The sequence below is a fragment of the Brachybacterium sp. AOP25-B2-12 genome, from assembly GCF_052378625.1.
Lineage (GTDB): Bacteria > Actinomycetota > Actinomycetes > Actinomycetales > Dermabacteraceae > Brachybacterium.
This window is the reverse complement of sequence record NZ_JBQSXW010000002.1, coordinates 100,570-115,957: the sequence shown is the minus strand read 5'-3', so window position 1 is coordinate 115,957 and position 15,388 is coordinate 100,570. Positions and strand designations below refer to the sequence as shown.

The 15,388-nt window shown below is 72.1% G+C and carries 12 protein-coding genes and 1 tRNA gene; 7 read left to right on the top strand and 6 right to left on the bottom strand.

The window, feature by feature from the left end:
* A complete protein-coding gene (locus tag ACT3TZ_RS02235) occupies positions 1-2,130 on the bottom strand; it encodes a S9 family peptidase (RefSeq protein WP_444581763.1) in 2,130 nt (709 codons plus the stop codon).
* 138 nt (positions 2,131-2,268) lie between these two features.
* Between ACT3TZ_RS02235 and ACT3TZ_RS02230 the strand changes: the two genes are divergently transcribed.
* Positions 2,269-2,359: transfer RNA gene (locus ACT3TZ_RS02230), tRNA-Ser, on the top strand.
* 82 nt (positions 2,360-2,441) lie between these two features.
* Here the strand turns inward: ACT3TZ_RS02230 and ACT3TZ_RS02225 are convergent.
* The 3 genes from ACT3TZ_RS02225 to ACT3TZ_RS02215 all read right to left on the bottom strand — a co-directional run bounded on the left by ACT3TZ_RS02225 (position 2,442) and on the right by ACT3TZ_RS02215 (position 6,538).
* Positions 2,442-3,173 (bottom strand): hypothetical protein, encoded by a 732-nt coding sequence (locus tag ACT3TZ_RS02225; RefSeq protein ID WP_444581762.1) that lies wholly within the window; start codon positions 3,171-3,173, stop codon positions 2,442-2,444.
* Positions 3,174-3,309: 136 nt separating this feature from the next.
* Entirely contained in the window at positions 3,310-4,938 is a 1,629-nt protein-coding gene (locus ACT3TZ_RS02220) for an MFS transporter (protein WP_444581761.1), read from the bottom strand.
* A 181-nt stretch (positions 4,939-5,119) separates the two neighbouring features.
* The gene (locus tag ACT3TZ_RS02215; RefSeq protein WP_444581760.1) at positions 5,120-6,538 is read right to left on the bottom strand and encodes an MFS transporter; all 1,419 of its coding nucleotides are present in this window, start codon (positions 6,536-6,538) and stop codon (positions 5,120-5,122) included.
* A 12-nt stretch (positions 6,539-6,550) separates the two neighbouring features.
* Between ACT3TZ_RS02215 and ACT3TZ_RS02210 the strand changes: the two genes are divergently transcribed.
* The 6 genes from ACT3TZ_RS02210 (at position 6,551) to ACT3TZ_RS02185 (ending at position 13,633) form a co-directional block, all read left to right on the top strand.
* Positions 6,551-7,843 carry a sugar ABC transporter permease gene (locus tag ACT3TZ_RS02210; protein WP_444581759.1) on the top strand — a complete coding sequence of 431 codons (1,293 nt, stop codon included), beginning with the start codon at positions 6,551-6,553 and terminating at the stop codon, positions 7,841-7,843.
* Between the two features lie 151 nt (positions 7,844-7,994).
* Positions 7,995-9,086, top strand: a complete 1,092-nt coding sequence (locus tag ACT3TZ_RS02205; RefSeq protein ID WP_444581758.1) for a substrate-binding domain-containing protein — start codon at positions 7,995-7,997, stop codon at positions 9,084-9,086.
* 193 nt (positions 9,087-9,279) lie between these two features.
* Positions 9,280-10,470 carry a LacI family DNA-binding transcriptional regulator gene (locus tag ACT3TZ_RS02200; protein ID WP_444581757.1) on the top strand — a complete coding sequence of 397 codons (1,191 nt, stop codon included), beginning with the start codon at positions 9,280-9,282 and terminating at the stop codon, positions 10,468-10,470.
* Entirely contained in the window at positions 10,467-11,015 is a 549-nt protein-coding gene (locus ACT3TZ_RS02195) for an NYN domain-containing protein (RefSeq protein ID WP_444581756.1), read from the top strand. Before ACT3TZ_RS02200 ends, ACT3TZ_RS02195 begins: the two co-directional genes overlap by 4 nt.
* Before the next feature lie 214 nt (positions 11,016-11,229).
* Positions 11,230-12,948, top strand: coding sequence for a phosphoenolpyruvate--protein phosphotransferase (gene ptsP, locus ACT3TZ_RS02190; protein ID WP_444581755.1), 1,719 nt, complete (start codon positions 11,230-11,232; stop codon positions 12,946-12,948).
* 391 nt (positions 12,949-13,339) lie between these two features.
* Positions 13,340-13,633 (top strand): hypothetical protein, encoded by a 294-nt coding sequence (locus ACT3TZ_RS02185; RefSeq protein ID WP_444581754.1) that lies wholly within the window; start codon positions 13,340-13,342, stop codon positions 13,631-13,633.
* Positions 13,634-13,691: 58 nt separating this feature from the next.
* Here the strand turns inward: ACT3TZ_RS02185 and ACT3TZ_RS02180 are convergent, their stop codons facing one another.
* Both ACT3TZ_RS02180 and ACT3TZ_RS02175 read right to left on the bottom strand, forming a co-directional pair.
* A complete protein-coding gene (locus ACT3TZ_RS02180) occupies positions 13,692-14,870 on the bottom strand; it encodes a Mur ligase family protein (RefSeq protein WP_444581753.1) in 1,179 nt (392 codons plus the stop codon).
* 136 nt (positions 14,871-15,006) lie between these two features.
* Entirely contained in the window at positions 15,007-15,279 is a 273-nt protein-coding gene (locus ACT3TZ_RS02175) for an HPr family phosphocarrier protein (protein ID WP_444581752.1), read from the bottom strand.
* Positions 15,280-15,388: the final 109 nt, after the last annotated feature.

The window sequence follows — 15,388 nt, the reverse complement described above, 5'->3', positions numbered from 1 at the left end:
TCAGATCCGGGCGGTGGCCCCGAGCTGGTCGAGCAGCCACGCGAGCTCGTCGGCCCGCTGGTCCCACTTGGCGTAGCGCCCGGACCGCCCACCGTGCCCGGCGACCATCTCGCAACGCAGCAGCACGGGACGCTCCTCGGGATCGCTCGTGATCGTCTCGCGCAGGCGCGCCACCCACTTGGCGGGCTCGACGAAGAACACGCGGGTGTCGTTGAGCGAGGTCGAGGCGAAGATCGCCGGGTACTCGACGGCGCGCACGTTCTCGTACGGGGTGTAGCCCTTCATGTACGCGTACACCTCGGGGTCGTGCAGCGGGTCCCCCCATTCCTCCCACTCGCCCACGGTCAGCGGCAGGGAGGGGTCCAGGATCGTCGTCAGGGCGTCCACGAACGGCACCCCGGCGATGATCGCCCGGAAGCGCTCAGGTGCCAGGTTCGCGACGGCGCCCATGAGCAGGCCGCCCGCGCTGCGTCCCTCGGCGGCGAGACGGTCGGGGTCGATGAGGTGCTGATCGCCCAGGGCCTCGGCCGCCGCCACGAAATCGGTGAACGTGTTGCGCTTGTGCAGCAGGCGACCCTGCTCGTACCAGGGGCGTCCCATCTCGCCGCCGCCGCGCACGTGGGCGATCGCCACGACCAGGCCCCGATCGAGCAGGGAGAGGCGGCTGGGCACGAACGACGGGTCCATCGACGCCTCGTAGGAGCCGTAGCCGTAGAGGTACCCCGGGGCCGTGCCGTCGGCCCGCACCTCGCGGCGCATCGCGACCGACAGGGGGATCCGGGTGCCGTCGGCGGCCGTGGCCCACACCCGCTTCTCGACGTACAGCGCCGGGTCGTAGTGCGGCACGGGCGTGCGGCGCAGCACCGAGGTCGCGTGGGTGGCGAGGTCCGCCTCGGCGATGGTCGCCGGGGTCAGCAGGCTCGTGAGCTCGTAGCGCAGGGCCGACGCGTCCCAGTCGTGGGTGGTGCCCAGCTCCACGGCGTCGAGCTCGCCGCCGTGGCTGATCCCCCAGATCTCCTCGATGCGCAGTGCGCCGTCGGCATCGCGGGGGATCACCCGCACGGCCGGCAGGCCCCCGGCGCGCAGCTCGAGGGCGACCGCCCCGGCGAAGGCGTCGACGCCCTCGAAGCGCTCGCCGTCGGCGGCGGCCAGCACCGTGGTCCAGGCGCTCGGGTCCGCCAGCGGCGCGGTCGCCAGCGCGAAGCCGACATGCCCGTCGTTGTGGACGATCAGCAGGCGGTCGCCGGCGTGCTCGACGCCGTACTCGATGCCCGGTCGGCGCTCGGTGACCGCGACGGGGTCGGACTCCGGGGCGGCGAGGTCGAGGGTCCACCACTGGGTGGTGGAGGTGGATCCGGCCATGAGCAGCAGCGTCGAGCCGTCGCGCGACGTCCCGAAGCCCAGCGAGAAGCGCTCGTCGTCCTCCTGGAGCACCAGCACGTCCTCTCCGGCGGGGGAGCCCAGGTGATGGCGCCACACCTGGAACTGCCGCCAGGCGTCGTCGACTCGGCCGTAGAACAGCCACTGCTGGTCGGTGCTGAAGGCCAGCCCGTACCCGGCGCCCCGGATCGTGTCGTCCAGGACGTCCCCGGTCGCAAGGTCGGTGACCGTCACGTCGAACCGCTCGTCGCCGGCGGTGTCGGTGCTGTAGGCCAGCAGGTCCTGGTCGGGGGAGGGCTTGAGACCGCCGAGGGAGAAGAACTCGTGCCCGGCGGCGAGCGCCTGGGCATCGAGCACGGTCTGCTCGCCGTCCAGCGCCGTGCCGGGCTCGACCTCGGGCAGGGACCCGGTGTCCGGGACGCGGGTGAAGCGGGGGTAGTCGTCGCCCTCGGTGGTGCGGGTGAGGTACCACCAGGGTCCGCGCCGCACCGGCACCGAGAGGTCCGTCTCGAGCGTGTGGTCGCGGAACTCCTGGACCAGCGTCCCGCGCAGGGCGTCCAGGTGGGCGGTGCGAGCGTCGGCGTAGGCGTTCTCGGCCTCGAGGTGCGCGATGACCTCGGGGTCCTCCTTGTCGCGCAGCCACTCGTAGGGGTCGCTGACCACGTCGTGGTGGTGGGTCCGCTCCACGGGGCGGCGCGCGGCGACGGGAGCGGCGGGGGAGGAGGGGCTGGAGGCAGAGGTGTCGGTCACCTCGTCGAGGGTAGTCGGCCGGGGGTCGGCGGCGCAGGCGTCGGAGGCATGCGCGGGAGCGCACCGGCGCGTGATGTGACTCGCCTCGGGCTCCTTCCAGTTTGAACGGCGGGTGGACGTCCGGCTACGATCGTCGGCGGTAGCGTGTCCGAGCGGCCGAAGGTGCATCACTCGAAATGATGTGTACGGTGATCCCGTACCGCGGGTTCAAATCCCGCCGCTACCGCCACGGGATCCCTCAGGGATCCGCACGAGAGCCCGCCCCCGGTCCGTCCGGGTGGCGGGCTCTCGCGATGTGCGGGGTGCGAGGGTCAGGAGATCATCTCGTAGGTGCTGGTGCTGACCTTCCAGCCCCGCCCGTCCGCCCGCGTGCACTGCACGCTGTCGCCGATGGCCTCGCAGGTGTATCCGTCCGTGCTGATGCTCTGGCCGGGCTCGAGGGCGACGACGTCGCCGAGCGCCTCGCGCATCGCGGAAGGGTTGTCCTGGAACGAGGTGACGTCGGTGCGGCATCCCGAGTAGGAGACCTGGTCCGCCGTGAGCGACGGCTCGCCCCCGGAGGACTCGCCGATGCCGTCCTGGGCGGAGCTCTCGAGGCAGGCGGCGATCCCGTCGTCGTGGGAGTCCGTCGTGTCCGCGGGGGCGTACGAGGCCATCACGCAGTGGACGCCCGCTCCGGACGAGATGTCGAGCCGCTCGGCGACGACGTTGCCCCCACCGCCTTCGGCGGGGTTCAGCACGCAGTACATGTCCTGGTCGAGGGCGGAGAACGCGTAACCGCCGTCGACGGCGTACTCCTCGACGGCGTCCCCGGAGCCGGTGTCGGCGGCGGAAGGCTGCGCCGAGGCGTCCGTCGCGTCGTCCGTGCTGCTCGCGGACGTCTGCTCTGGTGCGGTGGTGGAGGAGGCGGACCCGCCGTCGCTCGCGGGTGCGGCGTTCGTGGCCGTCTCCGCGGTGTCGGGGGAGCCGCCGCATGCGGCGAGGAGGAGGGCAATGGCAGCGAGGGCCAGGAGGCGGGCTGCGGGGCGCTGGGATGCGGGCACGAGCGGACAGTAAAGAACAGGCAAAGAACATGTCAAGTCCATGCGTTCTCCGTGCGTGGCAGCCCCGGACGGGAGGAGCCCCCGCACCGCCTCGTGGCGGGTGCGGGGGCTCCTCCGCGCCGTGGATGGCGGGGTGTCAGACGCCCTCGGACCTGCGCTCGGAGGCGGGTTCCGAAGAGCCGGCGGCGACCTCGGCCGGTGCGACCTCCTCGGGGAACGGCATGGTGCTGAGGTCGAGATCCGGGTTGTCGTCCTGGCCCTCGTAGAGCTCCTGGGCCTCCTCGTGGGTCTCGACCGTGGGGAAGGAGCCCAGCAGCGGCTTGCGGGCCGATTCCTGGAACCAGATCAGGGCGATCCCGGCGAGCGCCGCGAACAGCATGATGTAGAACGCCGGCATGAGGCTGATCCCGGTGGTCTGCAGCAGCCACTGCGAGACGAGCGGGGTGGTGCCGCCGAACAGCGAGACCGACACGTTGTAGGTCAGGCCCATCCCGCTGAAGCGCGTCTTGGTCGGGAACATCGCAGGCAGCGCCGAGGCCGACATCGAGACGAACAGGCCCACGGGGATCGCGACGAGGAACATCGCGCCCATGACCGCCCAGAACGAGTTGAGGTGCATGAGCAGGAAGGCGGGGACCATGAGCACGAGCGCCGCGATCACGGCGGCGAGGTACATGGGCTTGCGGCCCACGCGGTCGCTGAGCTTGCCGACGAGCGGCAGGCACAGGGCCATCACCACGAGCGCCGGGACGGTCGCGAGCGCCGCGCCCGTCGTGTGCAGTCCGATCTCCTCCTCGAGGTAGACCGGCATGTAGCTGGTCAGCGCGTAGCCCGCGGAGTTCGCGGCGGCCACCAGCGCGATGCCCACCAGGATCGTCCCGAGGTTCTCGGAGATCAGCGTGGTCAGGGGCTTGGCCCAGCGGCGGATCGCGCCGGGCTGCGAGGCCTCCTCGCGGGGGGCGTCGGCGACGATCCGCTCGGCCTCGTCGGCGACGGCGGTGTCTGCGGCGGCCGCGGCCTGCTGCTCGTTCTCGAAGGCCGGGGTCTCCGGGATGCGGGTCCGGAGGTAGACGGCCACCGCCCCCAGCGGGATCGCGGTGAGGAACGGGATGCGCCAGCCGTAGTCGGTCATGGCGTCGGGGCCCGAGATGGACTGCGTGATGAGGGTGACGACCGCGACCATCGAGGCGCCGGCGGCGAAACCGAGGTAGGAGCCGAGGTCCAGGTAGGCACCGAAGTACCCGCGCCGCTTGTCCGGCGCGAACTCGGCGACGTAGGTCGTGGCACCGGCGTACTCGCCGCCGGTGGAGAAGCCCTGGACGAGCTTGAGCAGGTACAGCAGCACGAGGGCCGCGCCGCTGCCGACGGTCGCGGCGGTGGGCAGGAGCCCGATCAGCGCGGTCGCGATCGCCATCGCCGCCATCGTGAAGTACAGGACCTTCTGGCGTCCGATCCGGTCGCCGAGCGGGCCCAGGACCAGCCCTCCGATGGGACGCACGATGTACGAGACGGCGAAGCCGAACATGACGGCCAGCAGCTGCAGCGAGTCCGGCAGGCCCGCCGTGAACACGGCGGTCATGGTGACCGTCAGGTACCCGTAGATCCCGAAGTCGTACCACTCCATGAAGTTGCCGACCACCGTGCCGGTGATGGCCGGGCGGACCTTCTTGCCGGGGACGACGTTGATGTCGTCGAGCGCGAGGCGCCGCTTGCGCGAGCGGGGGACACGTCGACGGGACGGGGGGGCCTGGGGAGCTTCCGGCATGGATTCCTCATGCGGTGCAGAGCGATCCCGGGACGGACGCGCACAGCGCGCCGGGACTCACCACATGGTCCCGCTGGATACCGGTCCGGGAGACGGATCCGGATCGCGGATCACGTCACGGGGAGAAGAACGTACTGGCACGGGCCGACCCTGTCATATGCGGGTGACCCGGGTCACAGCATCAGGCGCCTGCGGAGCGGGGCCTCCCATCGGACCCCGTCGGACCCACGGAAGCGCCCGTGACCTCGGGGAACGGCATGTCGTCGAAGTCCAGGTCGGGGTTGTCGTCCTGCCCCTCGTAGAGCTCCTGGGCCTCCTCGTGGGTCTCGACCGTGGGGAAGGACCCCATGAGCGGCTTGCGGGCCGACTCGCGGAACCACAGCAGCGCGATCCCGGCGAGCGCCGCGAACAGCATGATGTAGAAGGCGGGCATGAGGCTGATCCCGGTGGCCTGCAGCAGCGCCTGGGAGACGACCGGGGTGGTCCCGCCGAACAGGGAGACCGAGATGTTGTAGGTGACGCCCATGCCGCTGAACCGGCTCTTGGTGGGGAACAGCGCCGGCAGCGCCGAGGCCGACAGCGACACGTACAGGCCCACGGGGATCGCGACCATGAACATCGCGATCATGACGGCCGCGAACGAGTTCAGGTGCATGACGAGGAAGGCCGGGACCACGAGCACGAGGGTCGCCACGACCGCCGCGTAGTAGGTGGGCCGGCGCCCGATCCGGTCGCTGAGCCGGCCGACGAACGGCAGGCACAGCGACATGACGACGAGGGCCGGGACGGTCGCCAGCGCGGCGCCCGTCGTGTGCAGTCCGATCTCCTCCTCGAGGTAGACCGGCATGTAGCTGGTCAGCGCGTAGCCCGCGGTGTTGGTCGCGGCCACGATGGCGATGCCGATGAGGATGGCCGCCTTGTTGTCGCGGATCAGCGCGACGAGCGGGCGCAGCCAGCGCAGGACGGCGCCGTCCGCGTGGTCGGCCCCGCGTCGGGTCGGCGTGCTGTCCGTGCCGGCGGACCCGGCGTGCCCGTCGGGCGCGTCGGCGCCGGCGGCGAGCTTCTCGTTCTCGAAGGCCGGGGTCTCCGGGATCCTCGAGCGCAGGTAGACGGCGATCGCGCCCAGCGGGATCGCGGTGAGGAAGGGGATGCGCCAGCCGTAGTCGGTCATGGCGTCCGGCCCCGAGATGTGCTGGGTGATGAGGGTGACCACGGCGACGACGGTCGCGCCCGAGGCGAAGCCCAGGTAGGAGCCCATGTCGAGGAAGGACCCGAAGTACCCGCGGTTCTTGTCGGGGGCGAACTCGGCGACGTAGGTCGTGGCACCGGCGTACTCGCCACCGGTGGAGAAGCCCTGGACGAGCTTGAGCAGGTACAGCAGCACGAGGGCCGCGCCGCTGCCGACGGTCGCGGCCGTCGGCAGGAGCCCGATCAGGGCGGTGGCGATCGCCATCGCCGCCATCGTGAAGTACAGGACCTTCTGGCGCCCGATCCGGTCGCCCAGTGGGCCCAGGACCAGGCCGCCGATCGGGCGCACGACGTACGAGACCGCTGATGACCACCACCTCCGGCACCGCCGCCGCCTGACCCGAGACCACACAAGGACACCCCCATGCACGTCATCAAGCAGGCCTTCGGGGCCAATTTCCGGCAGTTCACCATGGTGTTCGCCCTGGTCGCGCTCCTCGTCCTCTTCAACGTCCTCTCCGGTGGGCGGATGCTCACCTCGTCGAACATGCAGAACCTCCTCGCGGGCAACGCCTACGTGCTGATCCTCGCGATCGGCATGGTCATGGTCATCGTGATCGGCCACATCGACCTCTCGGTCGGATCGGTCGCCGGGTTCGTGGGCATGATCGTGGCGCTCTCGGCCCGTGACCTCTCGCTGCCCTGGTGGATCGCGCTGCTGGCGGGTCTCGTGGTCGGCATCCTGATCGGGTGCTGGCACGGGTTCTGGCTGGCCAAGCTCGGGATCCCCGGCTTCATCACGACGCTGGCCGGCATGATGATCTTCCGCGGCGCCGTCATCTGGATCAGCGGCTCGATCAGCGTTCCGGTGCCCCAGGAGCTGCGCTTCCTGGGCTCCGGATACCTCCCCGAGTGGGGCCCGGCCTTCACCGGGCTGAACAACTCGACCCTGCTGCTGGGCATCATCGCGATCGCGTTCCTGGCCTGGAGCCAGCTGTCCACCTACCGTCGCCGGGTGGCCGACGGCGACACCGAGCTGTCGCTGGCCGCCGTGGTCCTGCGGATCGTCCTCATCAGCGCCGTGATCGCCTACGTCACCTGGCTGTTCGGCAGCGGCCGGCCCGGCACCTCGTTCCCCGTGCCCGGCGTGATCCTGGTCGTGCTCGTGATCGTCTACCACGTGCTCACCCAGCGCACCACCTTCGGCCGCCACATCTACGCGGTCGGCGGCAACAAGGCCGTGGCGGCCCTGTCGGGTGTGAGCGTCAACCGCACCTACTTCCTGGTCATGGTCAACATGTCCTTCCTGGCCGCCCTCGCGGGCATCCTGTTCGTCGGCCGCGCCACCTCGGCGGGCCCCACGGACGGCACGATGTGGGAGCTCGACGCGATCGCCGCCGTGTTCATCGGCGGGGCCGCGGTCTCCGGCGGCATCGGCACCGTCACCGCCTCGATGATCGGCGGTCTGGTCATGGCCACCCTGAACAGCGGCCTCATGCTGATGGGCGTCGGAGCGGACAAGACCCAGGTCATCAAGGGCCTCGTGCTCCTGGCCGCCGTCGCCTTCGACGTCTACAACAAGCAGCAGGGCCGCCCCTCGATCTCGGGACGTCTGTTCCCGGGGTCCAAGGTCAAGGCCGAGGAGCCCTCGGCCGAGGACCGCCCGGCGGGCGACGCGATCGGCGACCAGCCCAAGCCCGCGGTCACCGCACCCTGAACCGCGGCGGGCCCGCCCTGTCGCCCCGAACCACCGGGTCCCGCCCCCGCGGGCCCCGGGGCCGGCTCCACCCGGATCCGGTGTTCCCCCCCTCGAACCACCCCGTGCGCGTCCAACGACGGACGACGCACCCACCCCAAGGAGAAACACCATGAAGCGACGGACTTTCAGCCTCGGCGCGGCGGCCATCGCCGGCACCGCCCTGCTCGCCGCCTGCGGCGGCGGCCGTGGAGACTCGGGCTCCGGCGGCGGCAGCGACGAGAAGGGCTTCGCCAAGGATGCCGTGATCGGCGTGTCCCTGCCGTGGCTGGGCACCCAGAACTGGGCCGAGGCCCAGGACATGTTCACCGATCAGCTGAAGAAGGCGGGCTTCGAGCCCCTCGTGCAGGCCGCCGACAACAAGGTGCCCCAGCAGCAGCAGCAGATCGAGGCCATGGTCCAGCGCGGCGCCAAGGTCATCGTCGTCGGCCCGATCGACGGCACCCAGCTGGGCAGCGCCCTCGAGGCCGCCGCCCAGGAGGGCGTCAAGATCATCGGCTACGACCGCCTCATCGAGAACACCGAGGCCGTCGACAGCGTCGTGCAGTTCGGCAGCATCAAGACCGGTGAGCTCCAGGGCCAGTCCCTGCTCGACGGTCTCGCGGCCCGCAAGGGTGCCGGCCCGTACAACATCGAGCTGTTCGGCGGCGGCCCGGCCGACCCCAACGCCCCGAACTTCTTCAACGGTGCGATGACCGTGCTCCAGCCCAAGATCGACGACGGCACCCTCGTGGTCGTCTCCGGCGAGACCAGCTTCCAGCAGGCCGCGACCCCGGACTGGGACAACGGCAAGGCGCAGTCGCGCATGGACTCGCTGCTCTCGGGCAACTACTCCGACAAGAAGATCGACGGTGTGCTGTCCCCCAACGACGGCATCGCCCGCGCGATCCTCACCTCGGCGGCCAACGCCGGCCAGGACGTGCCCGTCGTCACCGGCCTCGACGCCGAGACCGAGTCGGTCACCTCGATCTGGAAGGGCGACCAGTGGTCGACGGTGTACAAGCCGACCACCGCGCTCGTCTCCAAGACGATCGAGATCATCCAGGCCTACCAGACCGGCGGCGACGCCCCGGCGACCGAGGCCAAGGCCGACAACGGCTCCAAGGAGGTCCCGGTCTACGAGCTCGAGCCCGTGGTCGTGACCAAGGACAACGCCAAGGAGGTCTTCAAGGACGATCCGGAGCGCTCCAAGCTCCTCGTCTGAGCGGGGCACGATCCGGTCCCGACCGGATCCCACCCTGCGGGCCCGTGCGGCCCGGACCACCACCGCACGAGACGACGACCCCGGGAGCCCTCCGCGGATCCCGGGGTCGTCCCCGTCCACGCCGGCGGCCGGGGGGACAGAGACGTCCCCCCGGCGCGCGAACGCACCGGCCGTCCCCTGGAACGAGCGCAGCATGGACCGTCCCGAGCAGTCGCCCGGAGGTGTCGCCACCGAACCCACCCCGCCGCGCGGCGGGGGAGAGGTCGGGACATCGGCCTCCCCGACATCGGCCCCCACCGCCACGGGCCCGGCGATGTCGGCCTCCCGATCACGCAGCCGGCCCACCATGCGCGACGTCGCGGCGCGCGCCATGGTCTCGATCAAGACGGTGTCCCGGGTGGTCAACGGCGAGCAGGGCGTCGCCGACGACACGACCCACCGCGTGCAGCGCGCCGCGAGCGAGCTCGGGTACAGCCGGGACGTCGCCGCGGGGTCGCTGCGCAGCGCGCAGGGACGCAGCTGGAGCCTGGGGCTCCTGCTGGGCAGCGTCGGCAACCCCTTCGACGCGAGCATCAGCCGCGGGGTCGACGAGGTGGCCCAGGAGCACGGCGTGACCGTCATCGTCGCGAGCACGGGGGAGAACCCCCACCGGGAGCGCGACCTCGTCCAGGCGCTGATCGGGCGCCGGGTCGATGCGCTCATCATGATGCCGGCACGGGCCGACCAGGCCTACCTCCTGCCCGAGGTGCAGCACGGCACCCCGGTGGTGGTGGTGGACCGCCCCGCGAGCGGGATCGACGTCGACGAGGTCCTGGTGGACAACCGTCGCGGCGCACGCATCGGCGTCGAGCACCTCATCGCCCACGGGCATCGCCGGATCGCGGCGCTCGGGCACGTCTCGCGCCTGCGCACCGTCGCGGACCGCTTCGCGGGGACACGGGACGCCTTCGAGGCCGCGGGGATGGTCCCGGATCCGCGCCTGATGGTCGAGGGGATCGACGACGAGGCGCAGGCGGCGGCGGCCGTGCACGTCCTGCTCGCCCTCGCCGATCCCCCCACGGCGATCTTCTCCTCCCGCAACGAGATCACGGTGGGGGTCGTGCGGGCCCTGCAGTCCGTGGGCATGCAGCATCGGATCGCCGTGGTCGGCTTCGACGACTTCGAGCAGGCCGACCTCCTGGATCCCCCGGTGACCGTCGTGGCCCAGGACCCGGTGGCCACCGGACGCCTGGCCGCAGAACGGGCGTTCGCCCGGATCGGGGACCCGGGCCTGGAGGTCCGCAGCATGGTGCATCCGACCCGGCTGATCGTCCGGAGGTCGTGCGGCTGCCCGGACCCGGGCGTCCCGGAAGGGGACGAGGACCCCGGTACGCTCGGCCCATGAGCGCACAGCGGACCACGATGCTGGTCGACGGCGAGAACATCGACGCGACACTGGGCATGTCGATCCTCGGCCGGCGACCCCAGCCGGAGGAGAGGCCGCGCTGGAACAATCTCCTGGCCCACGTCGAGCGGCACTGGGGGAACCCCGTCCTGGGGCTGTTCTTCCTCGCGGTCGAGGGCGACCTCCCCGCCTCGTTCGTCCAGGCCCTGCGCAACCTCGGGTACCGCCCGGTGCCGCTGCGCGGCGAGGGCAAGGTCGTGGACATCGCGATCCAGCGCACCACCGAGGCCCTGGCGCAGATGGAGGACGACGTCGCGCTCGTCAGCCACGACCGGGACTTCGTGCCGGGCATCGAGACCCTCCTGGAGACCCCCGGCCGTCGCGTCGCGGTGATCGGCTTCGAGGAGTTCATGTCCGCCGATCTCCGCCGGATCCCGGGCATCGAGTTCCTGGATCTCGAGCGCGACGCGGGCGCGTTCACGAGCCCGCTGCCCCGCCTGCGGGTGCTGGACATCGACGAGTTCGACCCCTTCGACTTCCTCTGATCCTCGGCGCCCGCCCCGGCAGGGTCGCCCCGCGAGATCGGAGCGGGCGGGCCGCTCCGACGTGAGGTGCGCGATCCCTCGGCCGCAGGAGCAGAACGTCCCGATGGCCGGGGGCGCGCGGCCCGTACGATGAACGGAGTGTCCCCGGGCGTGCCGCCCGGGAAACCCCGGGCGCTGACGGCGCCGATGACGACTCCCGGGAGGGTGGACGGAGATGTCCGAGTACACAGGCGTGGCGGTCAGCGCGGGTCGCGTGATCGGCAGGGTCCGCACGATGGCACCGCCCGTGACGGAGCCGGATCCCCGCAGCACGATCGCCGACGGCGCGGATCCCGTCGCGGAGTCCAGCCGGATCGCCCTGGCGGCCGCGGCCGTTAAGGAGGCGCTCTCGGTCCGGGCGGAGCGTGCCGAGGGCAACGCGCGCGCGGTCCTGGAGGCCACCGCGCAGATGGCGGCGGACCCGACCCTCGCCCAGACCGCCGAGGGCCTCGTCACCAGCGAGCGCCTGACCGCCGAGCGTGCCGTCTGGCAGGCCGGTGACCAGGTCGCCACGATGCTCGAGAGCCTGGGCGGCTACATGGCCGAGCGCGCCGCGGACGTCAAGGACGTGCGGGCCCGCATCGTCGCCGAGCTGCGCGGCGAGCAGGCGCCGGGCATCCCCGACGCCGCCGAGCCCTTCGTGCTGCTGGCCGTGGACCTCGCGCCCGCCGACACCGCGACGTTGGATCCCCAGAAGGTCATCGCCCTCGTCACCTCCGACGGCGGCCCGCAGTCCCACACCGCGATCCTCGCCCGGCAGCTCGGGCTGCCGGCGGTCGTCGCCGCGCAGGGCATCGACGCGGTGGCCGACGGCACCGAGGTATTCGTCGACGGCGCCCGTGGCACGCTCTCCGACGTGGTCGGCGATCGCGAGCGGGAGCTCGCGAGCGCCTGGGCCGAGCTCCAGGAGCATCCCCTGACCTACGAGGGCGGTGGCGCCCACCTCACCGACGGGGCGACCGTGCCGCTGCTGGCCAACATCGGCGGCGCGGCCGACGGCGCCAAGGCGGTCGCGGCCCATGCCGACGGCGTCGGGCTGTTCCGCACCGAGTTCCTGTTCCTGGACCGGGAGGACGAGCCGGGCGTCGAGGAGCAGCAGAAGGCCTACCGTGCCGTCTTCGAGCAGTTCCCGGGCAAGAAGGTCGTGGTCCGCACCATCGACGCGGGTGCCGACAAGCCCCTCCCGTTCCTCAACGAGGCCGACGAGCCCAACCCGGCCCTGGGCGTGCGCGCCTACCGCACGTCGTGGACGCGGCGCTCGGTGCTGACGAATCAGCTCGACGCGATCGCGGCGGCCGCCGCCGAGACCGAGGCCGATGCCTGGGTGATGGCGCCGATGATCTCGACCGTCGAGGACGTGCGGGACTTCGTGGGCCTGTGCCGCGAGCGGGACATCTCCCCGGCCGGGATCATGGTCGAGACGCCCTCCGCCGCGGTCACCGCGGACCGCTGCCTGGCCGAGTGCGACTTCGCCTCGATCGGCACCAACGACCTCACCCAGTACACGATGGCCGCGGACCGCATGCTCGGCTCGCTCGCCCACCTCAACAACCCCTGGCAGCCGGCGGTCCTCGCCCTCGTGGGCGCGACCTGCACCGGCGCGCGCACGGCAGGCGGCGACCCGGACGCCTTCGGCGGCACGGCCGCCAAGCCCGTGGGCGTGTGCGGCGAGGCCGCGGGGGACCCCGCTCTCGCCGTCGTGCTGGTGGGCCTGGGCGTCAACTCCCTGTCGATGACCCCGCGCTCGCTGCCGGCCGTCGCCGAGGTGCTCTCGACGGTGTCCATCGAGGAGGCGCGTCGCCTGGCGGGCCTCGCCGTGGCCGCCACCACGGCCGACGAGGCACGCGACGCCGTGCGGGCCGAGCTCCCGGTGCTCGAGCGGATCGGCCTCTGAGACATCTGCCCGCCGGCAGCCGCCGGTGCGGCACAGCGTGGGGACGGCTCGGATGCGGGTCCCCGGTCGGGGGCACCCCGGGCCGTCCCCGCGGGCCCGCAGCCCGTGTCCGGGCGGCGGCGCCAGTGCCCGGTGAGACGGGCTCGTCTCAGCGGATATCTCGTATGTCGGACGTCCGAGGCATGTCCCGCGATCTTTCTCCAGGAGAGGCCCCGCAGGTCGAAGGCGCTTTCCGTCGCCCTGGACAATGAATCTCCTGACGAACCCGTGACCCGATAACGGTGTCACGCAAAGGATGGATGTCGTTTCGCGGCAGCTGATCGCGTTCACCCGAGGGCCACCAGCAGGACGGCCCGAGGGAGAGAGACACGACGAGAAGGGGACCCCCATCATGCGTGACGACCACACGAACCAGCCCACGAACGACCTCCGGAGCGCCGGCGGCACCACGCGCCGCGGCCTCCTCGCGGGCCTCGGTCTCGGTCTCGCCGCCGGCGTGGTGAGCCTTAGGGCGGCGAGCGCCGCGGCGGTCCCCGCGCCCAGCGCCGGGTACGACACCGACAGCGGCTACGACCCGGACGGCGGGTACGACCCGGACGGTGGCTATGACCCGGACGGCGGGTACGACCCGGACGGTGGCTATGACCCCGATGGGGGCTATGACCCCGACGGCGCGGCCATCTGATCCGCTGACGTGACGAGCGCGGCGTCCGCCTCAGGGCAGGCGCCGCGCTCGCGTCCGCTCAGCCGGCCAGCGGCAGGGCGGCCCGCAGGAGCGCGCGGTCGTCGTGCGGCAGACGCCGCATGCTGATCAGCTGCACGGTCTCGTCGCCCTTGCCGGCGACCAGCACCGTGTCCCCGGGGCGCGCCATGAGGACGGCCGCGACGATCGCGTCGGCCCGATGGGGGATCTCGAGGCAGTCCGGGCAGCCCGCGCGGACCTCGCGACGGATGCGATCGGGCGGCTCCCTCCGCGGGTTGTCGTCGGTGAGGACGATGAGGTCCGCGAGCTCGGCGGCGATCGCGCCCATCTCGCCGCGCTTGGCGCGGTCACGCTCGCCCCCGGCGCCGAAGACCACCACCAGGCGTCCCTCGACCCGCGGCCGGATGGTCGGCAGCGCCGTGCGCAGGGCGCCGGGGTTGTGGGCCGTGTCGACCATCGCCGTGACCCCCGCGTGCTCCCCGACCACCTCGAGACGACCCGGTGGGGGCGTCACCGTGGACAGCGCGGCGACGACGGCGTCCGGGTCCCCGCCCGCCGCGATGACGGCGGTGGCCGCCAGCAGCAGGTTGGTCACCGCGATCCCGTGCACCGTCGGCAGGGTGACGGGGTACCGGTCCCCGGCGAGGTCGAGGGTGCCGGTGAGGGCGCCGTCCACCTCGCGGGCATCGTCGAGGTGCACGTCCCCGCCCTCGCCCACCGTGATCACCCGGGCGCCGCGGCCCTCCGCGGCCTCGCGCACGCGCTGGCCCTGCTTGCAGTCGGTCGCGAGGACGGCCACCCCGTCGGGGCGCAGGTGGCGTGAGAACAGCGTGAGCTTGGCGGCCCAGTACGCCTCGACGCTGCCGTGGACGTCGAGGTGGTCGCGTTCGAGCCCGGTGCACACCGCCACGTCCACCGGGACGTCCTGGAACAGCCCGTCGGCCAGGATCCCCACGAAGGCCTCGAGCGTGATGGCCTCGGCGCCGTCGCGGACCTGCTCGGCGATGAGCTCGGGGAGATAGGACGTCGACTTGCGGATGTTCGAGGGGTGCAGGACCCCGGCGACATCGGTGATGCCGATCGAGTCGTACCCGGCCGACCGCCACCCTGCTCCGCGCATGAGCTGGATGGTGGCGGTCGCGACGCTGGTCTTGCCGTTGGTCCCCGTGACGGCCGTCGTGATCGGGCGGCCCTCGGGGCGGCGGACGGGCTGGATCATGGTGCTCCTGTCGTCGGGTCGGCGCACGACCCCCGTGCGCCGAAGGCGCGGCGCCGCCGCGAACCCCCACGACAGTGTGACGCACGACGCCCCGGTCCCGCATCGCTGCGGGGCCGGGGCGTCGGGACGACGGGCGTCACTGCTCGGCGTCGAGATCCTTCTCGAGGAGTGCCGCGAGGGCGTCCACGGACGCCTCGGCGCCGTCACCCTCGGCGCGCAGGACGACCTCGTCGCCGTTGCCCGCGCCGAGCGTCATGAGCATGAGGATGCTCGAGGCCTGGACGGCGTTGCCGCCGACCTTCTCGATGGTGACCTGTGCGGGCTGCTCGCCGGCGGCCTTGGAGAAGATGGCCGCGGGACGGGCGTGGAGCCCGGAGGCGCTGGCGATCTTCACGGTGCGCTCTGCCATGGATGTGCCTTTCGGAGATCGGACGTTCGGGATGTGCAGGTGGGGGACAGGTTACAGGCCCGGGACGGGCGTGCCCTGGATCCGTCCGGGGCGGCCGGGAGGGTTCCTG